This window comes from Archangium violaceum Cb vi76, from assembly GCF_000733295.1.
Classification (GTDB): domain Bacteria; phylum Myxococcota; class Myxococcia; order Myxococcales; family Myxococcaceae; genus Archangium; species Archangium violaceum.
This window is the reverse complement of sequence record NZ_JPMI01000045.1, coordinates 43,842-69,309: the sequence shown is the minus strand read 5'-3', so window position 1 is coordinate 69,309 and position 25,468 is coordinate 43,842. Positions and strand designations below refer to the sequence as shown.

Annotated in this window: 19 protein-coding genes and 1 other RNA gene; 4 read left to right on the top strand and 16 right to left on the bottom strand. The window is 69.1% G+C overall.

Features of this window, described 5'->3' with window-relative positions:
• Positions 1-52 precede the first annotated feature (52 nt).
• The 5 genes from Q664_RS07685 to ssrS form a co-directional block, all read right to left on the bottom strand.
• Positions 53-1,078: an EndoU domain-containing protein gene (locus Q664_RS07685; RefSeq protein WP_052517805.1), complete on the bottom strand. Its 1,026-nt coding sequence runs from the start codon at positions 1,076-1,078 to the stop codon at positions 53-55.
• A gap of 51 nt (positions 1,079-1,129) precedes the next feature.
• The gene (gene tyrS, locus Q664_RS07680) at positions 1,130-2,392 is read right to left on the bottom strand and encodes a tyrosine--tRNA ligase (protein WP_043391588.1); all 1,263 of its coding nucleotides are present in this window, start codon (positions 2,390-2,392) and stop codon (positions 1,130-1,132) included.
• Between the two features lie 67 nt (positions 2,393-2,459).
• Entirely contained in the window at positions 2,460-3,251 is a 792-nt protein-coding gene (locus Q664_RS07675; protein ID WP_043391587.1) for a TIGR00282 family metallophosphoesterase, read from the bottom strand.
• The gene (locus Q664_RS07670; protein ID WP_043391585.1) at positions 3,248-3,874 is read right to left on the bottom strand and encodes a 5-formyltetrahydrofolate cyclo-ligase; all 627 of its coding nucleotides are present in this window, start codon (positions 3,872-3,874) and stop codon (positions 3,248-3,250) included. The genes Q664_RS07675 and Q664_RS07670 overlap by 4 nt, the downstream gene beginning before the upstream one ends.
• Before the next feature lie 30 nt (positions 3,875-3,904).
• Positions 3,905-4,096, bottom strand: a non-coding RNA gene (ssrS, locus tag Q664_RS54070) — 6S RNA.
• A gap of 165 nt (positions 4,097-4,261) precedes the next feature.
• Here ssrS and Q664_RS07665 point away from each other — a divergent pair.
• From Q664_RS07665 to Q664_RS59945, 3 genes are all read left to right on the top strand, one after another.
• Positions 4,262-5,188, top strand: coding sequence for a tetratricopeptide repeat protein (locus Q664_RS07665; RefSeq protein WP_152621970.1), 927 nt, complete (start codon positions 4,262-4,264; stop codon positions 5,186-5,188).
• Positions 5,189-5,192: 4 nt separating this feature from the next.
• Positions 5,193-6,134: a serine/threonine-protein kinase gene (locus Q664_RS07660; protein WP_052517803.1), complete on the top strand. Its 942-nt coding sequence runs from the start codon at positions 5,193-5,195 to the stop codon at positions 6,132-6,134.
• A 216-nt stretch (positions 6,135-6,350) separates the two neighbouring features.
• Positions 6,351-6,518 (top strand): hypothetical protein, encoded by a 168-nt coding sequence (locus Q664_RS59945; RefSeq protein WP_200883675.1) that lies wholly within the window; start codon positions 6,351-6,353, stop codon positions 6,516-6,518.
• A 134-nt stretch (positions 6,519-6,652) separates the two neighbouring features.
• Here Q664_RS59945 and Q664_RS07650 read toward each other — a convergent pair whose 3' ends face one another.
• The 9 genes from Q664_RS07650 to Q664_RS07610 all read right to left on the bottom strand — a co-directional run bounded on the left by Q664_RS07650 (position 6,653) and on the right by Q664_RS07610 (position 18,722).
• Positions 6,653-7,801: a cysteine desulfurase family protein gene (locus tag Q664_RS07650; protein WP_043391580.1), complete on the bottom strand. Its 1,149-nt coding sequence runs from the start codon at positions 7,799-7,801 to the stop codon at positions 6,653-6,655.
• Complete coding sequence (locus Q664_RS07645; RefSeq protein ID WP_043391578.1) at positions 7,798-8,925, bottom strand: DHH family phosphoesterase; 1,128 nt, start codon at positions 8,923-8,925, stop codon at positions 7,798-7,800. The genes Q664_RS07650 and Q664_RS07645 overlap by 4 nt, the downstream gene beginning before the upstream one ends.
• An 11-nt stretch (positions 8,926-8,936) precedes the next feature.
• Entirely contained in the window at positions 8,937-9,770 is an 834-nt protein-coding gene (locus Q664_RS07640) for a deoxyribonuclease IV (protein WP_043391575.1), read from the bottom strand.
• Positions 9,771-9,773: 3 nt separating this feature from the next.
• Positions 9,774-10,610 carry a Fic family protein gene (locus tag Q664_RS07635; protein ID WP_043391574.1) on the bottom strand — a complete coding sequence of 279 codons (837 nt, stop codon included), beginning with the start codon at positions 10,608-10,610 and terminating at the stop codon, positions 9,774-9,776.
• 132 nt (positions 10,611-10,742) lie between these two features.
• The gene (locus Q664_RS07630; protein ID WP_043391571.1) at positions 10,743-12,077 is read right to left on the bottom strand and encodes an AAA family ATPase; all 1,335 of its coding nucleotides are present in this window, start codon (positions 12,075-12,077) and stop codon (positions 10,743-10,745) included.
• 70 nt (positions 12,078-12,147) lie between these two features.
• A complete protein-coding gene (locus Q664_RS07625) occupies positions 12,148-13,095 on the bottom strand; it encodes a branched-chain amino acid transaminase (protein ID WP_043391570.1) in 948 nt (315 codons plus the stop codon).
• A gap of 70 nt (positions 13,096-13,165) precedes the next feature.
• The gene (locus tag Q664_RS07620; RefSeq protein ID WP_052517801.1) at positions 13,166-14,587 is read right to left on the bottom strand and encodes a patatin-like phospholipase family protein; all 1,422 of its coding nucleotides are present in this window, start codon (positions 14,585-14,587) and stop codon (positions 13,166-13,168) included.
• A gap of 12 nt (positions 14,588-14,599) precedes the next feature.
• Positions 14,600-17,644, bottom strand: a complete 3,045-nt coding sequence (gene glnE, locus Q664_RS07615) for a bifunctional [glutamate--ammonia ligase]-adenylyl-L-tyrosine phosphorylase/[glutamate--ammonia-ligase] adenylyltransferase (protein ID WP_152621969.1) — start codon at positions 17,642-17,644, stop codon at positions 14,600-14,602.
• A 136-nt stretch (positions 17,645-17,780) separates the two neighbouring features.
• Positions 17,781-18,722, bottom strand: coding sequence for an AAA family ATPase (locus Q664_RS07610; RefSeq protein ID WP_043391564.1), 942 nt, complete (start codon positions 18,720-18,722; stop codon positions 17,781-17,783).
• A gap of 186 nt (positions 18,723-18,908) precedes the next feature.
• Between Q664_RS07610 and Q664_RS07605 the strand changes: the two genes are divergently transcribed.
• Positions 18,909-19,127, top strand: a complete 219-nt coding sequence (locus Q664_RS07605; RefSeq protein ID WP_043391562.1) for a hypothetical protein — start codon at positions 18,909-18,911, stop codon at positions 19,125-19,127.
• Positions 19,128-19,287: 160 nt separating this feature from the next.
• Here Q664_RS07605 and Q664_RS07600 read toward each other — a convergent pair whose 3' ends face one another.
• Complete coding sequence (locus Q664_RS07600) at positions 19,288-22,992, bottom strand: response regulator (protein ID WP_043391559.1); 3,705 nt, start codon at positions 22,990-22,992, stop codon at positions 19,288-19,290.
• Positions 22,993-23,118: 126 nt separating this feature from the next.
• On the bottom strand, positions 23,119-25,317 hold the full coding sequence (locus Q664_RS07595) for a glycosyltransferase family 4 protein (RefSeq protein ID WP_043391678.1): 2,199 nt from the start codon (positions 25,315-25,317) through the stop codon (positions 23,119-23,121).
• Between the last annotated feature and the right edge of the window lie 151 nt (positions 25,318-25,468).

Genomic DNA, 25,468 nt, shown 5'->3' with positions numbered 1-25,468 from the left:
GGGGTGAGGGTATCGAGCTCCCGGGTTGAGCCCCGGTCATCGCGGTTCCGCGTCACTCGCCGCAGGTGGAGCGTTCGTGGGTGGGATACAGCGTGGCGATGCCGTAGGAGCCATTGCGCGTCCCGCACCAGATGCGCCACGACTTGCCTCCGAGGTCCGGCGCCGAGTACACGCCGCCCTCCCGCTTCGCCCCATCGCGAGCGCAGCACCGGGCGAAGGCGCGGGTGCCGATGGCCACCATGGCCACCGGATCCTCCGCCTGCGCGAAGCCGCCGAGCTTCTTCTCGGCGCAGGACCAGGGGGCCACGCCGCGGAAGCGGATGAGGTACTGCGAGCCCTGGAGCGCCTTGCCCCCGCGCGCCGGGCCGTCGAAGCACAGCTTCCCCTCGGACTCGAGCTGGGCGTAGCGAGGCAGGTAGTGCAGCCCGCCGATGTTCTTCTCCAGCCACTCGTCGCCGCAGAAGACGTGGGTGAAGGCGTTGCGTGGTCCGGTGCTGACCCACAGGCCGGTGAGCCACTCGAGGTTCCCCTGGCGCGAGCCCGGGCGGCCCGCGGCGGACAGGGCGCGCTGGATGCGCGGATCGTCGTAGTGCGCGGACATGAAGCGCTGCACGTCGCCGCGGCTCACCGAGGCGTCGGGCCGCGCCGGGCACATTCCGAGCACCTCGCGGTCCACGGGCTTGAGCGCGGGGAGCTGGCGGAACAGGGGCGGTTTGTCGCAGCGGGTCGCGCAGCCCGTGGCCTGGGGGATGTTGGCTGGCATGGGAGTGGCCTCGGGGGCCCGGTCCTTCGAGGCCAGGAACTCACCGCTCATCCGCGGCTGCTCCGGCAGCTCCGCCGTGCCGTCGCACTTCACCCAGCCCTCGCCGGTGGCCCCCTTCAGCTTGCACCACGCGCGTCCGGGGCCTCCCTTCTTGAGGACGGGATAGGCCTTGTCCGGCTCGACGGTGAAGACGACCCGGGTGGACTCGGGTTCCGCTACGGCCTCCAGCCGGGTGCCGGAGACGAAGGCGCCCGAGGCGTGGGCTCGGAAGGGGAGGGTACAGAGGGCGATCAGCAACAGGGTGAGGGTCCGCATGGGTTCGCGGAGGATACCCTCACCCCGACCCTCTCCCAGAGGGAGAGGGAGTCAAGCCAGCTTGATGCGCGCGGACTTGTGCTTGCCCACCTGCACCAGGTACTCGCCCGCATCCAGCTCGTGCTTCGGGTCCGTGGCCTTCTCCCCGTTCACCTTCACGCCACCCTGGCCCATCAGCTTGCGAGCCTCCGTGACGGACGCCACCAGCTTCGCCTCGGCCAGTGCCTTCGCCAGCAGCAGCTTCGGCGCTCCGCTCATCCCCACCTCGACCAGCGGCTGGTCCTCGGCGACGATCTTCTTCTGCGAGTAGCGCTCCTCCCACCCCTGCATCGCCTTCTGCGCCGACTCCGCGTCGTGGAAGCGCGCCGCCATCTCCTGCGCGAAGCCCGACTTGGCCGCCTTCGGGTGCACTTCCCCGCTCGCCACCTTCTGCTTCAGCTCGGAGAGATCCTTGAGCGTCCGCGACGACAGCAGCTCGTAGTACCGCCACATCAGGTCGTCCGTGATGCTCATCAGCTTGCCGTAGATCTGCTCCGGCGGATCGCTGATGCCCACGTAGTTGTCCAGGCTCTTGGACATCTTGTCGCCGACGATCTTCCCGTCGACCATCTTCGCGTCCAGGCCCTCGAGGATGGGCCCGGTCATGATGACCTGCGGCTCCATGCCCTCTTCCTTCATGAGCTGCCGGCCCACCAGCAGGTTGAAGAGCTGATCCGTCGCGCCCAGCTCCACGTCCGCCTTCAGCGCCACCGAGTCGTAGCCCTGCAGCAGCGGGTAGAGGAACTCGTGGATGGAGATGGAGCGGTTCTCCCGGAAGCGCGTCTTGAAGTCGTCGCGCTCCAGCATGCGCTGCACCGAGTAGCGCGCCGCCAGGCGGATCATTCCCTCCGTCCCCAGCTTGTCCAACCACTCGGAGTTGAAGCGCACCTGCGTCTTCGCGGCGTCCAGCACCTTGAAGACCTGATCCTGGTACGTCTTCGCGTTGACCTTCACCTCCTCGCGGGTGAGGGCGGGGCGCGTGACGTTCTTCCCGGAGGGATCGCCAATCAGCGCGGTGAAGTCACCGATGAGGAACACCACCTGGTGGCCGAACTCCTGGAAGCGCCGCATGCGCGTGAGCAGCAGCGAGTGGCCCAGGTGCAGGTCCGGCCGGCTCGGATCGAAGCCCGCCTTGATGATGAGCGGCTTGCCCGTCTCATACGAGCGCTCGAGCTTCTTCTTGAGCTCCTCGGGCACCTGGATGTCCACGGTGCCGCGGGTCACTTCCTCGAACTGCTCCTGGGGGGTCGCCTTGCGCAGCGGATTTTCGGACATGACGCGGCGCAACCTACCCGAAAACGAGGGCAGGTGGACAAAGGACGTCGCCCGGCGTGCACGCCGCTCAGGTTCCCGGCAGGTGCTCGCGCACGCGCTCGATGCCGCGCGCCTTCCCCGTCTTGTCGTCCATGTCGATGAGCACGCCCTGCAGGTAGACCAGGTTCTTGGCCAACTCGTAGGGGACGTGGCGCAGGGTGATGAAGCGCTCGATGGAGGACTCCTTCTTCATCCCGATGACGGAGTCCAGCGGGCCGCACATGCCCACGTCGGTGATGTAGGCCGTGCCGCCGGGGAGAATCCGCTCGTCGGCCGTCTGCACGTGGGTGTGGGTACCCACCACCGCGGACACCTTGCCGTCCAGGTGGGCGCCCATGGCGTTCTTCTCGCTGGTGGCCTCGCAGTGCATGTCCACCAGGATGCAGGGCGTCTGCTTGCGCAGCTCCGCCACCAGCTCCGGCGCCACCGTGAACGGGTTGTCCAGGGGCTTCATGTTGACGCGCCCCTCGAGGTTGAGCACCCCGAGCTTGCGCCCGTCCGGCGTCTGGATGACGGTGTGCCCCCGTCCCGGCGCCCCCTTGGGGTAGTTGGCCGGCCGCAGGAGCAGGTGTGGATTGTCCTCCACCCAGGGGAGGATCTGCTTCTTGGTCCAGAAATGGTTGCCGCTCGTCAGGAGGTTGACCTCACTGGCGAGCAGCGCCTCGGCCGACTCGGGGGAGATCCCCGCACCGCCTTCGCTGTTTTCAGCGTTGGCGATGACGAGGTCCACCGAGTGGCGCGCGATGAGCTTGGGGAGAAGGGTGCGCACAGCCGTCACGCCCGGCTTGCCCACCACATCGCCCATGAAGAGTACTTTCACGTGTCCAGGAAATCCCAGTCGCGGTAGAGCCCGCGCAGTGTCTCCGACTCGGTGACGACGAGGTCCATGTCCACGTCCTCACTGGTGGTCGGCATGGTGTCGACGACCTGGTCGCCGAAGGCCAGCCCCACCCGCCGGCTGCGCGCGGAGGCCGCCTTCAGGGTGGCGTCGTAGTAGCCGCCGCCCCGGCCCAGCCGCTTGCCGTCGCGTGTGAAGCCCAACCCGGGCACCACGAACAGATCGATCTGGTCCACCGGGATGAGCTCGGCGGAGTTGGTGGGCTCGCGTACTCCGAGCCTGCCCGGCTCCAGCTCCGCCTCGGACTTGATGGCCCGGAAGGACAGGATACGTCCATGGACGTGGGACAGCGGGTAGCAGACGATCTTCTCGTCCTGCAGTGCCGCGATGAGGATGTCCCGCGTGGGCACTTCACCCCGAATGGGGGCGTAGAGCGCCACCGTCCTCGCCTTTTGGTAATAGGGTGCTGCCAGGAATCGGGCCTGCACCTTCAGCCCACGCTCGTCGATGATGTCCGGCGTCATCGCCTTGCGTCGCGCCGTGAGCTCCTCGCGCAGAGACACCTTCCGAGCCGCTCCCTCTTGTGCCACCGTCTCGCTCGCCACCTGCCCCGCTCCCGCCAAGAGTGAAGAAAAAAGTCCCCCGCCGAATGGCCGTGTGCCTAGCGTCCATTGAACCCTAAAAAGCCAGGTGGGGTTCGAAGTCGTGGCTCCGTAGGCTTCCCTCATCCCGCGAGGGGAGGGCTTGCTCATGGAGCTCGAAACGGACCCCGTGATGGACGTATCGGTTCGAATTTCTGCTGGGCATCACGCGCCCCGCAGGGGACAGCCCTTCTACCAAACCTCTCCTGACTGCAAACGCTTGAAACTCCTGGGGAAACCCAGGAATGCCTGAAGGAATGATAAGAACGCGGAGCGGATGGGTCAAGCCATTGCCGCGCGTTTACAAGGCAGGCGGCCACCTCCTATGATGGAGGGGCTCCCACTACACCCATGGCGTCCGTTTCCAGAACAATCGGCCTCGCGGCCTTCATCGCCGCAGTCCCCGGAGCCGCCGCCAGGGCACAAAACGTGCCCCAGGGAAGCTACCAGGCGAACGTGCTGGGGCGGGTGGAGTGGAGCGTCGCGAACGAGCGCGTGGTCGCCCACTCCGTCGATGGGGGCCCCTGCCGCTTCAAGCCCCAGAGCCCGGTGCTGGAGGGGCAACTGCTGGGGAACGTGCTGGTGGGGCAGCTCACCCTGTGCCTGGAGGGCCCGTCCTGCCCGAGCCTGGGCACCGTGCCCGTCCTCGCCGTGTACAGCACGGAGGACCGGTCGCTGACGGCCTATGTGCGGCCGCAGGCGGGGTGCCAGGTGCCGGGGCTGGGCAAGGGGGGGCTGCTGGTGCTGCAGCCGGCGGAGGCGGTGTCCGCGCAGGCTCCGGTGCGGGGGGGCGTGGCGCGCCTGCGCACGGAGAAGCGCAACACCGAGGCCGCCAAGGAGGCGCTGGAGCGGGGCAACCAGCTCCTGGGCAAGAAGGATTGGAGCGGCTCGGCGGCCGAGTTCGAGCGGAGCATCACCCTCGATGACCGCAACTGGGTGGCCTTCTTCGGGCTGGGCACGGCCTGGTTGATGCGCGGCCAGGCCCAGGACTCCATCGACGCCCTGAACCGGGCGCGGTTGCTCAATCCGCGCGAGTCCAGCATCCATTACAACCTGGCCTGCGCCTACAGCCGGCTGGGTGACAAGAAGCAGGCGCTGGCCAGCCTGGGGCAGGCGGTGAAACTCGGTTTCGCCATCACCGAGGGCTCGCAGGACGCGGAGTTGGATCGGCTCTTGAGCTCGGACGGGGCCTTCCTCAACAAGTACCTGGGGCTGCTCCAGCAGGCAGTCGCGAACAACAAGGCCTCTGCCGGAAGGCGGCAACAGACGGGACCCTGAGCGCGTGAGCACCTCTCCGACGCCGAGGATCCCCCGGATCCTCGGCAACTACGAAATCCAGTCGCAGCTCGGCAAGGGGGGCATGGCCGAGGTCTTCCGCGCCCGCGTCCGTTCCGGACCCCGCCAGGGCTGGACGGTGGCCGTCAAGCGGCTGTTGCCCGCCCTCACCAAGGATCCGGCCTCCGTCGCCCTCTTCGCCTCCGAGGCCCGCCTCACCAAGCAGTTGGATCACCCCAACATCGTCCAGGTGCTCGACGTCGGCGTGGTCGAGGGCCAGTACTTCATCGTCATGGACCTGGTGGACGGCCGGGACTTGGGGCAGATCCTCCGCCGCTGCAAGCACCGCGGCATCCACCTGCCCCTGGACTTCGCCGTCTACCTGGCGCGCACGCTGCTCGAGGCCCTGGCCTACGCCCACTCCGCCACCGGACCCCAGGGCGAGCCCCTGGGCATCGTCCACTGCGACATCTCGCCCTCCAACCTGTTCATCTCGCGGTTGGGGGACATCAAGCTGGGTGACTTCGGCGTGGCGCGGCTGCGCGTGGACGGCGTGCTCCAGGGCGGCGAGGTGCTCGGCAAGCCCTACTACCTGTCGCCCGAGGCACTGCAGGGCGCCATCGCGCCGTCGGTGGACCTGTGGGCCGCGACGGTCGTGCTGTACGAGCTGCTGACGCTCCAGCGCCCCTTCACCGGCACCACCCCGGAAGAGGTCTTCACGAAGATCGTCTACCGGGACTACCTGCCGCCGAGCCTCATCCGCCCGGAGATCCCCGAGGCGCTGGATGAGATCATCCACCGCGGCTTCGCGGTGAATCCCGAGGACCGGTTCCTCACGGCCGAGGCCTTCGCCGAGGCGCTGGCGCCGCACTACGACGAGCGGGTGGGCACGCCGTTGGCCATCGCCGCCGTGGTGCGTGGACTGTTCGGCATCACCGACGCGAAGTAACGTGCATCATCCCCTCCCTCGCCCTCCGGGAGAGGGTCGGGGTGAGGGTGCCACGCATCCCGGGTTGGCTCCGTGGGTGCTCCCTCTCCCTCTGGGAGAGGGCTGGGGTGAGGGTCTCCGCTTCCCTGTTTGCCTGGTCCCCGGATGCCAGTCCTCTGTCCGATGCCGATCTTCTCCCGCACGAGCCAGGCGCCAGCGCGCCAGGGAGGATTCGAGATGGCAACCCAGAAGGAGCAGAAGCCGCGGGAGACCCGCGAGGCGGACACCGAGCGCAAGGTCGAGCGCACGCCGGACAAACCCCAAGAGTCCCATGAGGGCTCGCCGGGGTATGGCCAGCCTCCCGATGAGGTCCGTGAGAAGCAGCTCCCCGACCAGAAGTGGTAGCCGAGGGGCACGGGTGGGGACGGATGACCCTCACCCCAGCCCTCTCCCAGAGGGAGAGGGGGCAGACACGGGTTCAACCTGAGAGCCGTGGCACCCTCTCCCCGTCCCTCTCCCGGAGGGCGAGGGGAGATTGATTACTCCAGGTTCAGCTCCCGGGCCCTCGGGACATGCGTGCTCAGGGCCTCCACGATCCGGACCACTTCCTCTTCCGTCGCCGTCGGTCCCAGCGAGAAGCGCAGGGCTCCGTGCGCCTGCGCCGGCGTGAGCCCCATCGCCAGCAGCACGTGCGAGGGCGTCAGCGTCCCCGAGGCACACGCCGCTCCCGACGAGACGCAGATGCCCTCCAGGTCCAACGCGATCAGGAGGGCTTCGCCGTCCGCTCCGTGGAAGCACAGGTTGCTCGTGTTCGGCACCCGCGGCGCTCCCTCTCCGTTCACCGTCACGTCCGGAATGCGCGAGCGCACCTCCCGCTCGAACGTGTCCCGCAGCCGCTGCACCCGCGTCGCGTAGGCCGGCTGCTCCTCGTGTGCCAGCTCCAGCGCCAGGGCGAGCGCCTCCGCGTAGGGCACGTTCTGCGTCCCTCCGCGCAATCCCGCCTCCTGGTGTCCCGGCGTCAGCGCCTGCAGCTCCACGCCCTTGCGCACCACCAGCACCCCGGCTCCCGCCGGCCCTCCGAACTTGTGCGCCGAGAGCGCCAGCAGATCCGCGTCCACCTCGCGCAGGTGCGTCGGCAGCTTTCCCGCCGCCTGCACCGCGTCCGTGTGGAACAGGATGCCCCGCTGACGGCATACCCGCGAGAGCTCCGCCGCCGGCTGCACCACGCCCGTCTCGTTGTTCGCCCACATCAACGAGCACAGCACCGTCTCCGGCGTCAGCGCCTCCACCATCGCCTCCAGCGGCACCCGGCCGTCCCGCTCCGGACGCACCCGCACCACCTCCGCGCCCAGCGCCTCCAACTGCTTCAACGCCGCCAGCACCGCCGGGTGCTCGATCGCCGAGCTCACCACGCGCCGCCGCCGCGTCTCCTTCCTCGCGAGCCAGGCTCCCTTCACCGCCAGCGCGTCCGCCTCCGAGCCCGAGCCGGTGAAGCACACCTCCTTCGGCTCACAGCCCAGCACGCGCGCCACCCGGGCCCGCGCCGCGTCCAGCCGGCTCCGCGCCTCGCGCCCGCTCCGGTGCACGCTCGAGGCGTTGCCCCATCCTCCCCCGGCGAAGGTCTTCGTCAGCAGCGCCGCCACCTCCGGCCTCACCGGCGCCGCCGCGTTGTGATCCCAGTAGATCACGGCGAGGGCGCGGACAGCAGTCCCACCGGACGCTCATCCGCGACTCCAAAGGCCTCAAGGAACTTGCGCACCAGCTCGCGCTTCACCGCCTTGCGCTGCGTCGCCCTCCCCGACAGCGGAATCCTCGCGCCCGCCATGCTGCCGTGGCCTCCCGACGAGCCGCCGTAGTCCTCGCAGATCTCCCGGATCAGCCGCCCCGCGTTCATCCGCCGATCCTTCACCCGCAGCGACATGAAGAGCTGGTTGCGGTACGTCGCGTACGCCAGCGACCACTTCATCCCCTCGAGGAACATCAACCGCTCGGCCACCTCGGCCACCATGTCCGGCGAGTAGACCTCCTCCAGGTCCGTCACGATCGCCGTGTCCCCGTACACCTTCGCCCGCTCGAAGGCCGTGTGGTACAGCTGGAAGTAACGCGCCGGCAGCTCCGGGTGCTCGATCTGCGCCAGCAGGTGCTTCTGCATCCGCGGGAACAGCCACAGGTACGTGTCGATGTCCGTCTGGGTCGTCTCGCGCCCCAGATCCCGCGTGTCCGCCTTCAGGCCGTAGAACAGCGCGGTGGCCACTTCCGTGGAGGGCTCCAGCCCCGCGGCGCGCAGGTACTCCACCAGCATCGTCGACGTCGAGCCGAAGTCTCCTCCCACGTCCGCGAAGGGCGACTCCAGGCTCTCGTTGCGCAGCGGGTGGTGGTCGATGACGATGTCCACCTCACCGCGCAGGCGCGGCGGAATCGCGTGGTTGCCCGTGGGCGGCTGCGTGTCCACGAGCGCCAGCAGATCGTACTCGTCCAGATCCAACTGGGCGATGGGCACCACGGGCAGGCGCAGCACCTTCACGAAGGCGATGTTCTCCGCCCGGCCGATGATGCCGCCGTAGCCCACCCGGGCCTCCTCCACGTCCGCCCGCTCCTTCAGCAACTGGGCGAGTGCCACCGCCGCGGCGATGGAGTCCGGATCCGGATTGTCATGGGTGAGCACGAGGGCCTTCTTGTGACCCTGGGCCACCCGGAGCAGCCGCTCCAGCTTGGCGCGTGCCGGCAGGTTCGCGAGCCGGGGGGGCGCGGGCTCGGGGCCCTCGCCGCCTCCGGGCGTTCTGCGGCTGTTGGCTGTCGGTGTAGCAGGCATGGGTGCTGTGTTTACTTCCTCCGGCCGAGCGATTCGAGTCGCCTGATGGTTTCTGCGTAACGCTCGGGGTACGGGGTCTCCAGGATTCCAATGGTGTTGACGAAGCGCGAATCCTTCATCAGGCAGCGGAAGGGCGTGAGCCCGATTGCTCCCTTGCCCACTTCCTCGTGGCGATCCACCCGGCACCCCAACGGCTTCTTGCTGTCGTTGAGGTGGACGCAGTGCACCCGCTCCAGCCCCACCACCCGATCACACTCCTCCATCACTTCATGGTAACCGGCCTCCGTCGAGAGATCGTATCCGGCGGCGAACAGATGGCAGGTGTCCAGACAGATGCCCAGGCGCCCCGCGTCCGCCGTCCGGGACAGCACCTCCGCCAGGTGCTCGAAGCGCCAGCCCAGGCAGTTGCCCTGGCCCGCCGTCACCTCCAGGCAGAGGCGTGACTGGAAGCGCGGCGTGCGCGCGTGCACCTCGTCCAGCGCCCGGGAGATGAGCTCCAGCCCGCGCCGCTCGTCCGGGTGTCCACCCGGGTGGAGGATGAGGAAGGGGATGCCGAGCCGCTCACACCGGGTGAGCTCCTCGACGACGCAGTCCAGCGACTTCTCGCGCTGCGCCGGCTCCTCGGCACCGAGGTTCACCAGGTAGCTGCCATGGGCCACCACCGGCAGCCCCGTGCGCCGCACCTCCTCGCGGAAGGCGAGGCACTCCTCCTCGGTGAGGGGCGGGGCCTTCCAGCCCCGGGCGTTCTTCGTGAAGACCTGCAGGCTGCGCGCGCCATGCTCCTCGGCTCGCGCCAGTGCACGGCTCACGCCTCCCGCGATGGACTCGTGGGCCCCGACGCGCACGGCCTAGTTGATGGCCTTGTACCGGCGGCTCATGTCCTTGAAGTACTTCACGCCGTTGTCCAGCGAGTTCTCGATGGCGTCCATCAGCAGCGCGCGGAACACGCCCTCGGCGCCTCGCAGCGACTCGTAGTACCGCTGACGATCGATCGAGTGGATGATCGCCGGCATGTACCCGTTGCGCAGCAGCACCAGGTTGGTGAGCATCCGCCCCACCTTCCCGCTGTTCTCCGTGAACGGGAAGATCTGCATGAACTTGTGCTGCACCACCGCCGCCTGCTTGATGGGGTGGAACTCGCGGTACTCGGCGCTGCCCGTGTAGTCCACCAGCTTCTCCAGCGCCGGCTGGATCTTCGCCGGCTGGGAGATCTCGTGGAAATACGTGCGGTGCAGGGGCATGTCCTTGCGGTAGCCGCTGCGCTCCCGCTCCTTGGCCAGCTCCTTCTCCGTGCGCTCGCGCCGCTCGATGTTGGCGCGCGCCTGCTGCGCCTCCGGCGTGTTGCCGCACAGCAAGTCGTGGATCCGCTTGATGGTGGTCAGCGTGATCTGCGTCTGCTTCTTGCCCGTGCTGGCCGCGTCTTCACGCAGGAAGTCGCACGCCGCCTTGTGGTTGCGCACCTCCAGCACCACGGGGATCATCGCCGGATCCATGCTCGCCCGCTCGGGGAAGAGCGCCGACACCAGCTCCTGCTGGGTGTACACCGTCCCCTCGAGTGCGGCGTCGTGGTAGATCCACGACATCTCGAACTTCTCCAGGAAGTCGCGGCTCCTGTCCTTGAAGATGCCAAGGTAGTCGCGCAGCGTTTCGTTCTTCTCGTCGATCTCTTGGTAGCGTTCCTTCACGGACGTGACGCTCCTTCACACCGGCTGCCAGCGGGACCGGCGGGTCGGTACGGGTAAACCCGGCCAGTGGGAACAACGGTTCACGGATTGTAGAAATTCCAGCAGCTTAGGACAATTAAAACGGCACTTGTCTCAGAGGCTGACCAGGAAGACCTCGCACGCCTGGTCGAGCAGGTCCTTGGAAAGGGCCGGGGGAATCTGCCGGTAGCGTGCCGCGTCCTTGATGAGCTGCACCAGATCTCTCGGGTGGCAGGCGCGCAGCTGCATGTTGTTGGGCTTGTAGTAGTGCTCGAAGAGGTAGGTGACGGCCTGGTCCACGTAGGGGATGCCGGAGGCCTCGCACACCCGGGCGAAGATCTCCCGGTAGACGTCCTCGTCGGGGTTGGTGACCTCGATCTTGTACTTGATGCGGCGCAGGAAGGCCTCGTCCACCAGCTCCTTGGGGTCCAGGTTGGTGGAGAAGACGAGCAGCTGATCGAAGGGGATCTCGAACTTCTTGCCCGTGTGCAGGGTGAGGAAGTCCACCCGCTTCTCCAGGGGGACGATCCACCGGTTGAGCAGATCCGTGGGGTGGACCTTCTGGCGGCCGAAGTCGTCGATGAGGAGCATCCCGCCGTTGGCCTTCACCTGGAAGGGCGCCTCGTAGAAGCGCGCGGTGGGGGAATAGATGAGGTCCAACGTTTCGAGCGTCAGCTCGCCACCCACGACGACGGCGGGGCGCCGGCACAGCTGCCAGCGGTTGTCCATCTCGAAGGTGGCGCGCCGGCCCTGGGCATCGCGCTCGGACTCGAGCGTGATGGGGATGTGGTTGAGGGCGTCGAAGACCTTGATGATCTGGTTGTCGATCTCCAGACAGTGGGGGATGAAGACCTCGCCGCCGAACATGCGGCTGATGGCCTCGGCGAGGCTCGTCTTGCCGTTGCCCGGGGGCCCGTAGAGGAAGAGCGAGCGGCCCGAGTTGACCGCCGGCCCCAGCTTGTCCATCAGGTCCGCGTTGACGGTGAGGTGGGCCAGGCCCTGGACCAGGTCCTCGCGGCTGATGACGGGGCTCTCCTCCGTCTGGGCGGTGATGAGGGCGTTGTACTGCTCGATGGGGATGGGGGCGGGGCCCACGTAGGTGCTGCGCTCGATGGCGCCGCGGGTGTACTCGCGGCCCTTCTCGGTGAGGATGAAGTCCACCGAGGCGCGGCCGAAGCCCTTGCCGCCCCGGAGGTCCACGAGCTTCTCGGCGGTGAGGAAGTCCACCACGCGCTCGATGACACCGGGCCAGGGCAGGCGCAGCTCCTGGGCGATGTCCATGCCCGTGGCGGTCCCCTGGTAGTACAGGTAGCGCAGGGCGATGTCCGAGAGCAGGCCGATCTTCAGGCCCGTCTCCTCCAGCGACTTGGGCTCCGGCGGAGCGATGTCGAGGATGGACGGGTTCTCGAGATTGAAGGGATTGGGAGGGGCGTTGTACTCAGGGCGCATCGACCCGTACTTCTAGCCGATCCGCCCCCCTTCCGGCACCTCCAGAGTCCCCTGGCCGCTCAGGAGGCCGTCAGACGTAGGTGAGCCACTCGATGTAACGCGGCTCCTGGCCCCGGACGGTGCGGAAGTAGGTCTCCTGCACATACTGGGTGATGGGGCCGGGCTTGCCGGCGCCCACGGTGCGGTTGTCCACCTCGCGCACGGGGGTGATCTCCGCGGCGGTACCGGTGAAGAAGACCTCGTTGGCGATGTAGAGGGCGTCGCGGGTGACGGTGACCTCCTCCACGGTGCGGCCCGAGTCGCGGAGAATCTTGAGCACCGTGTCGCGGGTGATGCCGTCGAGGATGGGGCAGGAGAGGGGCGGGGTCTTGATGACGCCCTTCTTGTTGACGAGGAAGATGTTCTCCCCGGAGGCCTCGGCGACGAAGCCGCTGATGTCCAGGAGGATGGCCTCGTCATAGCCGGCGAGCACGGCCTCGCGCTTGGCGAGGATGGAGTTGACGTACTGGCCGGAGATCTTCCCGCGCACCATGTTCACGTTGACGTGCATGCGGGTGTAGGAGCTCACCTTGGCGCGGATGCCGTCGCGGATGCCCTTGTCGCCGAGGTAGGCGCCCCAGTCCCAGGCGGTGACGGCCACGCGGGTGGGGTTGATGGCGCCCAGGCCCATGGCGCCGTCACCCATGAAGGCGATGGGGCGCAGGTAGGCCCCGTTGGCGAACTGGTCCTTCTGCTTGCGCAGCAGCTCCAGGCACGCCTCCATGAGCTGCTCCACCGTGTAGGGCAGCTTCATCATGCAGATGTGGGCCGAGTCGAAAAGCCGCTCGATGTGCTCTCGCAGGCGGAACACCGCAAGTCGGCCATCGTGGGTGCGGTAGGCGCGGATGCCCTCGAAAACGCCCAGCCCGTAGTGCAGGGCGTGGGTCATGACGGGCACATGGCCGTCATCCCATTTGACCAGCTTCCCATCGAGCCAGATCTGTTCGGAGCGCACGACGTTGCCGGAGGTCGAGCTCATGAAGGGGTCCTCTTGGTGAAGGGGAAAAGGCCCATTCTTCCAGGAAGTCGTTTGAATTCAAAGCAGCCCATCACCCCAGGTGGGGGAGGGGCGAGAGCATGCGGGAGAGGAAGGGCATGTCCGCGCCGAGCTGCTTGCGGCCGTAGTGCATGGCCTTGGTGGCCAACTGGACGGAGGGGACCAGCTCCAGGGGGGAGAGGGTGGTGCCGAAGCGTTTGACGAGGTGGGCGTAGGGGAGGTTGGGCGCCACCGTCATGGCCGCGAGCCGTTGCAGGGGCAACCAGAAGGGGGTGGTGAGCTTGGGGGCGAAGCCGTCGAGCGCGAGGAAGAAGGCGTTGCGCGTGCCGATGTTGCCGTGGTGCACCGCCTTCCAGGCCGCCTTCACCGGGAGGTTGTCCACCAGTCCTCCGTCCAGCAGCCGGAAGATGCCCTTGTCCTCCATCATCCCGTCCAGCAGGCCGCGCATGTGCGCGTCGTCGCGCAGCATGTCGTAGTGGATGACGCCGGGCAGCGAGGAGGAGAAGCCCGCCGCGTCGATGGCGTCGAACCCGGCCGTCGCCTCGTCCGCGCCGAGGTGGAGCTTCACCATGATCTCCGGCCGGGTGAAGAACTCGGCCAGCGTGCCCATCACCGCCTGGATGCGGCGCGCCACGCCCGTGGGGGTGAGCAGGCTCACCGGGCTCGTGCCCAGCAGACGCTCGTAGTACTCGATGGGCCGGGGCAGCATGCCGCGCCGGATGCCACCCACCGCGACGATCATGGGCACCGGCAGATCCTTCAGCCGCAGGCCCGCCTCGGGCATGCCCGGCCCCGTGTTGAAGTAGCGGCCCAGGCCCGAGCGGAGGAACAGCCGCAGCGCCGCCGGCAGCCCGTAGCGGTTCTCCGTGGAGATGAACCGGAAGAGCTTCCGCCAGGAGAGGCTGCGGATGATGCTCACCAGCTCGCCCTGGTCGAAGCGCGCCATGCGCGAGCGCATCAGCATCAGGATGGCGCCCATGGAGGTGCCCGCCAGCAGCGACGGTTTGAGGCCGTGCTCGTCCAGCAGGCTCATGACGCCCAGGTACACGTAGGCCACGCCGCCACCGCCACCGGCCACCACCACCAGCGACTTGTGCCGCAGCTCGCGGTGGAGGACCTCCTCGGGCACGCGCCCCTGGAGGTGGTGGACGAGCTCGTCGCGCAGCTCGAGCACCGGGGCGCGCAGGTCGCGCACGTGGGGCACCAGTTGATCCCGCGTGATGCGGCGCCCGCCGAGCAGCACCGGGCCGAGCCTCCGCGTCACGTCCTCGCGCAGGGGCGCCGTCCAGGTCTCCACGGAGTGCTCATGGCCCTCGTGGCGCAGCTTGTAGAGGCGCGCCAGGGACAGGGCGGTGCGCAACACGGCCTCCTCGCGCGAGTCCAACAGCGAGGGCGAGTCCACCGCCGCGCGCACCAGGGCCACTTCCATGTCTTCGAGGGGCCGGAGGATTTGAAAGCGTTGCTTCAGCAGCACGGGCAGGAGGACTCAGACGGGGCGCGGGGCGCGAAGGACGCGAGCATACACGTCCCGCACGCGGGCGGCGCTGGCTCTGTATTGGGCGAGGAACGTTTCTCCCGGCCCGGTGCCGAGGACACCCAGCCGGCGCGCGAGCTGCGCCAGGGGCCGGCCACCGGTGGGCATGTGGGCCAGGGAGCTGGCGTGCACGAGCCGCAGCCGGTTCTCCACCCGGCGCAGGAAGAGGTAGCCCTGGCGCAGCGCCTCGGCGTCCTCGGGGGGCAGGAGGCCCTCGGCCTGGAGTCCCTCCAGCGCCGCCAGCGTGTTGGTGCTTCGCACCCGCGGGTGCTCCCGGCCGTGTACCAGTTGCAGGTACTGGACGGTGAACTCCACGTCCACCAGCCCGCCCTGGCCCAGCTTCGGGTTGAGCTGCCAGGCGTTCTCGTGCGCCAGCTCGCGCTCCATGCGCGTGCGCAGCCGGTCGATCTCCGCCGCCGCGTCCGGGGGCAGGGGACGCTCGTAGACGAGCGGGGTGAGCACCTCGTCCCTCAAGGGGTGGAAGCGCACCGCGTCTCCCGCGGCCGGCCGGGCCTTGATGAGCGCCTGGCGCTCCCAGAGTTGGGCCCGCTTCTGGTGGTGCTCACGCAGGGTGTCCTGGCTCACCACCAGCGCCCCCTGGTTCCCCGAGGGCCTCAGCCGCGCGTCGATCTTGTAGAGGTGCCCCTCACGCAACTGCACCTGGAGCAGCGTCAGGAGCCGCTGCACCGCCTTGGCGAAGTACTCGTGGTGGGTGATGGCGCCACGGTTGCCTCCGCTCGTGTCCGCCTGGCCGTTGCCGCTGTAGACGAAGAGGAGGTCCAGGTCCGAGTGGTAGCCCAGCTCGTACCCGCCCAGCTTGCCCATGGCGATGACCACCAGCCCCTCGCGCTTCCCGCCCGCGTCGAGCGGCAGGCCGTAACGCTCGCGTTGCTCCTCCAGCGCCAGGAAGAGGCACTCGTCGAGGATGGCGTCCGCCACCGCCGTGAGCTGCCGCGCCACCTCCGGCACCGAGAGGTCTCCCCCGATGTCGTTGAGCCCGATGCGCAGCACCTCCTCGTTCTTGAAGCGCGGCATCGCCCCGTGCTTCGTCTCCGCATCCGGGTGCCGCGCCAGCCGTGCTCCCAGCTCCTGGCGGATGCGCTCGGTGGACTTGTGCGCCTCGTCCAGCTGCGCCTGCACCAGGGCGTCCAGCAGCTCCGGGTGCCGCAGGAAGATGCGCGAGAGGTAGTCGCTCTGCCCGAAGAGGTTGAAGAGGCGCCGGCTCGCCCGCGGCATACCCGTGAGCAGCCGGAGGTAGCCCTCGGGCTGGTGCAGCCGCGCGAGGAAGTCCGAGAAGTGCAGCAGCGCCTGGTCCGGATCCGGCGTCTGTGCCAGCTCCGACAACAGCCGCACCGCCTTCACCCCCGAGCCACCATCCGCGAAGGGCGAGTGGGGCACCCGGGCCAATCGCTCCAGCTCGGCCAGTGCCCGATCGGGGTCCTCGAAGCCCCGCCGCGCCAGCGCCGCCCGGCGTTGTTCCAGTGCGAGGTCCGGGTCCAGCGCGAGCGCCAGCAGCGGCTCGTCGGGTACCTCGTCCCGCGCCGTCTTCCCCAACAGTGTGTTGAAGGACTCCAGCACGAAGCGCCGGTGCCGCTCCAGCTCGGCCCGGAAGGTGTCCCAGTCCCCGTGGCCCAGCGACGTGGCCAGCCGGCGACGCTCCCGCTCTCCCGTGGGCAGTGCCTGCGTCTGCCGCTCCTCCAACATCTGCAGCCGGTTCTCCACCCTCCGCAGGAAGACGTACGCCTCCTCCAGTGCGTCCGCGTCCGGCCCCGAGACGAAGCCCGCTCGCTCCAACTTGCGCAGCGCCCTCATCGTCCTCGGCTCGCGCAGGCCCGGGTCCTTGCCTCCCTGCAACAGTTGCAGCGCGTTGACGAAGAACTCCACCTCGCGGATTCCCCCCGGGCCCAGCTTCACGTCATCCGCGCTCGCCTTGCCGCGCATGTCGATCTGCGCCTTCAGGTCTCGCAGCCCGTCCACCGCCGACAGGTCCAGGCTCCTCCGCCAGATGAATGGGCCCAGTTCGCTCGACAGCTCTTCCGCGAGGGTTGCGTCTCCCGCCACCGCCCGCGCCTTCGTGAGCGCCGCTCGCTCCCACATGCGCCCGAAGGTCTCGTAGTACGCCAGCGCGGCCTGCAGCGAGAGCACCATCGCCCCCGCTCGCCCCTGCGGGCGCAGGTTCAGGTCCACCCGGTAGCAGAAGCCCTCCGCCGTCACCTTCGTCAGGGCTTGTGTCACCGCCTCGCCCAGCCGCGTGTAGTACTGCACCGTGGGCAGGGCACCCGACGTTCCTCCCGTCGTGTGTCCGTCCGACCGGTACAGGTAGATGAGGTCCACGTCCGAGCTGAAGTTGAGATCCTCTCCGCCCAGCTTCCCCATCCCCAGGATGCAGAAGCCCGGGGTGTCCGGTGTGCCGTATCTGGCCTGGAGGCTCCGCTCCGCCCAGGACAGCGCCGCTCGGATGAGTGCTTCGGACAGGGCCGTCTGCTCCCGGCCGAGCTCCGACATGGGCGCTCGCAAGGTCGCGTCGCGCACCATGAGGCGCAGCAGCTCGCGGTACTTGTAGCGGCGCAGGCGGCGGTACAGGCCTTCCGCATCTGTTGCCGCGATGCGCCTCGTGGCTCCCAGTGCCTCCCGCCGGTAGTGCTCCCGCGGTTTTTCCCGGGTCAGTGTTCGTGAGCCCGCGAGCCAGCGCAGGAGCCCGGGCCTCGTGGTCAGGAGTCGCGGCGCGAAGGTGCTCGCGTGGAAGACCGGGGGGAGCCAGTCCAACAGGCGGGTGAGGGGGGCTTCCGGGTGGCCTCTCAGGCCTTCGCGGATCCGGTCGAAGGCCGCGATGAGCTCGTCGGGCTCCGAGGTCCTCTTCGCTGCCTCGTGGATTCGTTTCGCGGCCTGGTCTCCAAGTTCCGCCGATAGCGCCGAGAGCTCCTTGGCCGCTCGCTTCGGGTTCTCGAAGCCCTCTGCTCTCAGCGCTTCCTCGGTCCAGGTCATCTCGACCCTCACCCCAGCCCTCTCCCAGAGGGAGAGGGGGCATACACGGGTTCAACCTGGGATCCTGGCACCCTCACCCCGTCCCTCTCCCGGGGGGAGAGGGTGTTTGTTGTGCGTTGGGTGTTGGGTGGGCGTTTGGGGGGCGGGCTCAGGCCTGCGCGATCTGCGCCAGGTTGCTCTTCGCCTTCTCGATGTCTCCCTCGTGCTTCAGCACCAGGTTCAACGTCGCCGCCACCATGTCCGCCGTCAGCGACTCCGCGTTCAGCAGCGCCAGGCTCTGCACCCAGTCCAGCGTCTCGCTGATCGACGGCGCCTTCTTCAAGTCCAGCTTCCGGATCGCCGCCACCGCCTCCACTACCTGCTCCGACAGCGTCCTCGACACCTCCGGCAGCCGCTTGCGGATGATCCTCAGCTCCCGCTCCCGGTCCGGGAAGTCGATGTGCAGGTGCAGGCATCGTCTCTTCAGCGCGTCCGATAGCTCCCGCGCGTTGTTCGACGTCAGCACCACCCGCGGCACGTGCTTCGCCTTGAACGTCCCCAGCTCCGGAATCGTCACCGCGTTGTCCGACAGCACCTCCAGCAGGAAGGCCTCGAACTCCGGATCCGCCTTGTCGATCTCATCCACCAGCAGCAGCGCCGGCGTGTCCGACAGAAGGGACTTCAGCACCGGCCTCGGCAGCAGGAAGCGCTCCGAGAAGAACACCGCGTCGCTCGACGCCAGCCGGTCCGCCGCCTCTCCCAGCGTCCCCGTGCCCTGCACCATCTCTCCGATCTTGTCCTTCAGGAGCTGGGTGTAGAGCAGCTGCTTGGCGTACTCCCACTCGTAGAGCGCCTTCGCCTCGTCCAGGCCCTCGTAGCACTGCAGGCGGATGAACTCGCGCCCCAGGGCCTGCCCCAACGCCCGGGCCAGCTCCGTCTTGCCCACCCCCGCTGGTCCCTCCACCAGGATGGGCTTCTGCAGCCGATCCGCCAGGAAGCTCGCGGTCGCGATTTCCGGAGAGGCCAGATATCCCACCTGCTCGAGGCGCGTCTCCGCGTCCTCCACGCTGCTCAGGGTGTGTGCTTGGGTCGAAGGGGAGGGGGTGTTCACACCCCTCAACTTAACCGAAGGGTTTTCAGGCCACTGCGGCAAAAATGCCAGACCTCCAGCCCCTTCCACGCCCTCTCGCCGGTTGCTCGCTGTGCAAGTGGCCGGAACAACTTGGGAAATTATTTCCCCACGATGGGCACGCGACGTGCAAAAGAGCCGCGCATTCGTAGCTGGGAGGCGGCGGTCATGTCCTGGATGTTGCGCATGGTGCTCGTGGTGGCGGTGGCCCTGATTCCAGGAGCCTTCATGCTGCTGCTCGCCTACGTCGCCACCCGGACCATGCGGGCTCGCTGGCACCAGGCCCGCCTGGAGGCCCAGTCCCACGGCACCCACGTGTCCTTCCGCGAAGTGGTCGCCACCGTCGAGTTCAAGGATCTCGTGCGCCAGGCTCGCGCCGCGCTCTGAGCCACCCGTCGTAGGCCGTTCCGAGACACCTCCCGGCCGCGCTCGTCACGAACTTGTCCAACTGTTGGACAAGTTTCGCGAGACCGGCCCCGGAGGGTGCTCCCACCATCAAACGTCGGCCGCGCGCGGCAGGGGCGCCACGCGCGGCCGGTGAACCACACTACTTGTCCAGCTCGTCCACGAGCGAGGTCCAGTCGGCCTCGTCCGAGGCGGCGGCCGGGGCGGGGATCTGCATGACCACGGTGCGGTCGGAGACGCCCTCCTCCTCGACGGGGGGAGGCGCTGCGGCGGCCTTCTTGGCCACGGTGTTCTTGGCGGCGGGACGGGCGGCGGCCTTGGCCGGAGCGGCGGGCGCGATGGTGTTGAGCTGCGTGGTGAGCACGCTGTCGTCCTCGTCCGCCAGGGGCCTGGCCGCGGCGGTGGACTTCGCGGCCGCCGTGCCCGGGGACTTCGTCTTGAAGCGGGCCAGCTCCAGCTCGGCGACCTTGAGGGCCTTGCTCTTCTCCTGCACCGACTGCTGCAGGCGGGCGATCTCCTGGGCCTTCAGGGAGTCGCGGCGCTCCAGCTCCGCCTTCTGACGGTTGGCCAGCTCCTCGAGCTCCTTGGCCTGCCGGGCCTCCAGCTCCTTGCGCTCCTTGGCGGCGGCGGCGAGCCTGGTGGCGGTGTCGGCGGCCTTGGCATCGGCGGCGGCCAGCTTGGCGTTGAGATCCTTCTCCACGCGGCTCTTGGCGCCGGCCGCGTTCTCCACGGCGAGCTCCAGCTCCTGGATCTTCTTGGCCCGGGCGGTGAGCTGCGTCTGGGCCTCCTTGACCTTGGCGTCGGCCTCGGCGGCGCGCGTCTGCGCCTCCTGGGTGAGCTGGGCGGTACGGGCCTCGGCGCGGGACAGCTTCGCGGCCAGGTCGTCCGCGGCGCGCTTCGCCTCGTTGCGCTCCTGGGCCTGGGCCTGCTGGAGCGCCTGGAGCTGTGCCTGGGCCTCGGCGAGCTGGTTGGCCAGCCCGTCGCGATCCGATAGCAGCTTCGTCTGGGTGTTGCCCGCGGCCTTGAGCTGCTCGTCACGCGCGGTGATCTGCTTGCGTGCGTTCTCCAGCTCGGTGTTGAGGGCGCCGGCCTGCCGGGTGAGCTCGTCGGCGGTGCGCCTGGCCTGCTCCGCCTCCTGCTGGCGGCGGGCCTCGAGCTGCTTGAGCTGCTCGGCCCTGGCGGCCACCTCGGCGCGCTGACGCTCCTTCTCCTGCGTCATGCCGGTGAGCTTCTGCATCGTGTCCGAGAGCTCCTGGCCCTTGGCGGCGACGTCCTTCTCCAGGAAGTCGATGCGGCGCTGCGACTCGGCGGTGAGCGTGTTGAGGCGGTCCTCCACACGGTGGTGCTCGTCCTGGGACTCGGCGAGCTGCGCGCCGAGCTGGGTGACCTCGGCGACGCGGCTGCCCAGCTCCTGCTTGGTGAGGAAGAGCTGCTCCTCCAGCTCCTGGTTCTGGTCACGCGTCTGGGCGAGCGTGGACTCCAGCTCCGCCTGGGTGGCGGAGGCCTGCTGCTGGGTCTGCACGTGGGCGGCCTGCTCGCCCGCGAGCGCCTCGCGGGTGGCGGCGAGGGCACCCTGTGTCTCGGCCAGCTCGTTGCGCACCTGGCCGAGCTGCTCGGACAGCTCCTCCTCCATGGCCTGCTTGAGGGCCTCGGTCTCCTGGAGGACGCCGCTGACGCGGGTGATCTCCGCGTTGGCGGCCTGCAGCTCCGTCTCGCGGTCCGTGCGCTCCTGCACGGTGCGGGCGAGCTCGTCGCGGGTCTGCTCCAGCTGGCCCTGCGTGTCGGTCAGCGTGGCCTGGGTGTCGGCCAGCGACTGGGCGGTGGCCTCCAGCTCGCCGCGCGTGCTGGCCAGCGTCTCCTCGGTGGCGGAGAGACGGCCTTGCGTGTCGGCGAGGGTGGCCTGCGTGTCGGCCAGCGTGCCCTGCGTCTCGGTGAGCGTCTGGGAGGTGGCCTCCAGCTCGCCGCGCGTGGTGGCCAGCGTCTCCTCGGTCTGCGAGAGCGTGGCCTGCGTCTGCGCGAGCGTCTGCGAGGTGGCGTCCAGCTCGCCGGTCAGGTTGGAGATCTGCGTGTCGCGGTCGGCGACGGTCTCCTGGAGCGCCTGGAGCTGCCCGTTGAGCTCGGCCTCCAGGGCGTTCTTGGAGGCCTCCAGCTCGTTGCGAGCCTGGGTGAGGGCCTCCAGCTCGGCGGTCAGCTCGGCCTCGCGGTCGGCCAGGTGGGCCTTGACGGACTCGACCTCGCCCTCCAGCTCGCCGATGCGCTCCATCTGCTGCTGGATGTTGGCGTTGAGCTCCGCCTCGTGGTGCTCGTTGCGGGCGATGGTCTCCTGCAGCTCGCGCTCGAGCGTGGCGACCTTCGCGTCGCGCTCCTCCAGCCGCCGCGTGAGATCGCTCTCCAGCGCGTCCTTGTCCTGCTGGAGCTGGTCGCGCTCGCCCGTCATGCGCGACAGGTCCGACTCCAGGGCGGCGATCTGCTCGCTGAGCCGTGCCTCGAGTGCGTTGCGCTCCTCGGTGAGCCGCTGGAGCTCCGCGTCCGCCCGGGCGCCGTGGTCCTCGGCCGCGAGGGCGCGCGACTCCAGGGCGCGCACGGTGGTGTCGCGCTCCTGCTCCGTCTGGGCCAGCCGCTCCTGCAGCGCCTGGATCTCCCCGCTCAGCTCGGCGTAGCGCTGGTCGCGCTCGCTGACGGTGCGGGCCAGCTCGCCCTCCACGGAGTCGATGCGCTGCTGGCGGCGGGCCAGCTCGGCCTCGTGGGCCTGCACCGTCTCGGTGAGCTTCTGCTCCTTGACCTCGAACTCGAGGGTGACGATGCCCAGGTGCTTCTCGAGCTTGTCGTACTCCTCGCGGGCGGTATCCAGCTCGCCGGCGCGGCGCGACAGCTCGTCATCGCGGCTGGACACCTCGCGGCGAAGGACGTTGATGTCCTTCTCCTTGGAGGCCACCACCTCGATGAGATCCTTCTCGGCGGAGAACTTCTGCAGGAGCAGGTCGTCGACGGTGGCGCCGTGCTCGCGCTCCTTCTGGAGCATGCCCTGCTGGGCCTCGTTGAAGCGCCGCAGCAGGTCATCCACCTGCATCTTCAGGCCCTGCAGCTCCACGTCCTTCTCGTGGAGGCGGTCCTCCACGGAGAGCAGCTCGCGCTCGCGGACGTTCCAGATCTCCGAGATGCGGGCGATCTGCGCCTCGCGCACCTTGAGTTCGTCGCGCAGCAGCTGGACCTTGCCCTCGGGCGTGCCCATCAGGTCGCGCCGCGGGGGCGGGCGCTTGAGCTGACGGGACTCGGCGAGCAGCTCGGCCTTGCGGTCCGCGATGGACTGGAAGGAGCGCTCGAGGAAGCCGCGATCCTCCTCGGTGATGGCGCTGCGGCGCTCGCGCTTGGGCAGCCGGGGCGGGCCACCCGCGGGAGAGGGCGCGCCCTTGAGCGGCGGCGGCATGGCCGGCGGACCGTCACCCGAGTGGCCGGCGGGGGCCGGCTCCTCGTCGGGAGGCAGGATGCCCACGCTCATGGAGGCGAGCTCTCCCATCTCGAAGGGGATGATGAGGTAGCCGTCCGCGGCACCCGGCGTCTGGCGGTGCTGGTTCAGCCCCTCCACGCCCGTGTCCGAGGACAGCAGCAGCACACGGAGGTTCTGCCCCCACTTGCCCTTCTTGATCTGCCCGCACAGGGTGAAGCCGGACTGATCCGGCAGCTCGGCTCGGACGACGACGAGGTCCGGCCGACGCTTCTCCATCTCACGCTGTGCGTCGGCGGCGGTTGCCGCCATGGCCGTTTGATAGCCCGCGCTCTTGAGCACGGTGGCCATGCTGAGGGCGAAGTCGTTCTGGCTTTCGACGATGAGGACGCGGCGCTCCATGCAGCCCTTTTACCCACGAAAAGTGCAATGAAAACCGGCACATCCTAGCCATGCGCGAAAGGGCTTGGAAAGTTTCCGTGTCAGGCTCGCCCGCTTGCCCCGCGAGGAAGATGCATCTCTCTCGGATTATGAGGGTTTACCACGTGACATTCCCTGCGCCTTCGGGGCGGGGGGCGGGGCGGGGTCCTCGTCCCGGCCGGGCATGGTGGTGGGCGGGGTGTGCCGGGCGAACTGCGTGCCCTCGGGCGGGCAGTAGCCGTGCGCCAGCTGGGCGAACCACGGGTTCAACCGCGACTCGGGAGGCTCCCGGGGCGGCGTCTCCGGCGTCTCCGCCTCGTGGATCTCCGCGCTGCTGATCTCCTCCGGCTCCTCCAGGGGCTGGGCGTCGGTAGGTGTCGGAGCGCTGTCTACCTCTTGAATCTCCTCGGCCTCGGCCTCGGAGATTTCCTCGGGCTCCTCGGTCCTGGCCGGGGTGCGCGCCTGAGCGGCGGGGGCAGGGGGCACCTCCGTCGGGGTGAGCACCGGTGGAGCGGCGGGGCGGGCGTCACCCGGAGGCCGGGCCCTGGGCGGCAGCGGCGGAATGGAGATCGACGGGCGCGACTTCTCCGGCAGGCTGGGGGCCTGCTGGAGCAGAACGGGGGGCTCCGCCGGGCGGGGGGAGGGACGCTCCTCGCGGCGGGGCGGCAGCGCGGGAGGCCGGGCCTGGGCCGGCTCGGGAGCCGCGGCGGGTGCCGGGGCCGGGGCTGGCCGGGGCTCGGCGGAGACCGCCCGGGTGAGCAGACTCGCGCGGGGCGGAATGGGAGGGGGAGACGCGGGCGGGGCGGGAGCGGGGGGGTCGCGCAGGGGCAGCCCCATGATGACCGGAGGCCCGCTCGTCCGGACGTCCTGCTCCGTCAGCGCGTTGTCCCGGTCCTTGAAGGAGGGCTCGCGCAGGGGCAGCCCCATGATGACGGGAGGACCATCGGGCCGGGCGGCCTCCGGCTCCGTCTTGATGAGGCGCGTGTCGAGGCCCTCTTCATAGAGGATGTGGCCCGTGACGAGCGGCAGCTCCTCGCGCGCGGAGCCACCCTGGCCCGGGTCGGTGTCCGGGATGGGCTCGCCCGCGGAGGCGCCCTCGAGGGGTGCTGGGGCCACGGAGCCGGGGGTGATCGCACTCACCGTCCCCGCGAGCGCGAGGATGCGGTTGGTGGGCGTGCCCGTCATCGTCGGGCTGAGCTTGGACTCATCGGCGGGCGCCGTCGGCACCGGAGTCTTGCCGAGCAGGCCGTCGTAGATGTCCAGCAGCCGACCCCGGATGAGGCCCGCGTCGAGCCACTGCTCGGCATGGGCCCGGGCCTGCTTCCCGAGGGAGACGCGCCGGGGCACGTCCCGCGCCAGCGCGATGAGGTGGTCCGCGAGCGCCTGGGCGTCACCGGGTGGATAGAAGACACCGGCCGAGGAGGGGATGAGCTCCCGGGCCACGGGGAGATCGGCGGCGAGCACCGGACGGCCCGCGGCGAGGTACTCGGAGACCTTGGCGAGGGCGCCGCCCTGGACGCGGTTGCGGTCCACGTCGTCCAGCGGCAGCACGCCCACGTCCGCGAGCGCGAGCACCTTGGCCACGTCGTCATGGGCCACGGGCGGCTGGAACTCGACGTGCTCCTTGAGACCGAGCTCGGAGACCAGGTCCTCCAGGTGGGGCTGCCAGTCCGGGTGGCGTGCGCCCACGAGCGTGAGCCGCACGTCCACCTCCCGCACGGCGAGTGCGAGCCCCCGCAGCAGTCCGGCCAGTCCCTGCCAGGCGACCTGGCTGCCCAGGTACATCAGCCGCATGGGGGTGCCATCCGGCGAGCCGAGCGCCTCGGGCGAATAGGGCCCCAGGTCCACCGGGGCGCGCACCACCTGTACGGACTCCTGGCCCACACCCAGGGATTGGATGAAGGAGCGCGTGGTGGGCGAGCCGGTGATGACCCGGTCCGCGTTCATCAGACAGAAGAGCTCCTGGCGGCGGACCTTGGAGAGGAACTTCCGGTCACCCTCCAACTGCGGGTGCGTGTAGCGCAGCTCCTGGGAGGGGAAACCCTGGGCCTCGTAGATGAGCCGGTAGCCGTAGTCGCCCTTGAGCTCGCACAGGGCGTAGCCGCCGAAGGGGTCGGTGAAGTGGACGAGCGCGTACTCCTCGCTCTCCAACTGGCGGCGCACGGCGCGCTCGAAGGACTGGATGCGCGAGGCCAGATCTCCAGCGCCCACGGGCACGCGGAGCAGGCGGGCGCCCTGATACTTCTCGATGTGCGAGTGGTCCGGTGTCTTGACCGAGAGCACCACCACGGAGAAGCGATCGGGCAACGCCTTCAAATACTCCGTCACCCGCCGCGACGAGCCAGAAGGGCCGGGGAGGACATCGAAGCTGCACAGCAGGAGTCTGGGCAGGTCGCTCAAGGCGGACGGGAGAATACAAAGTCGACTCCCGGCTTGTCACCGCCCCCCGACGAGTCCC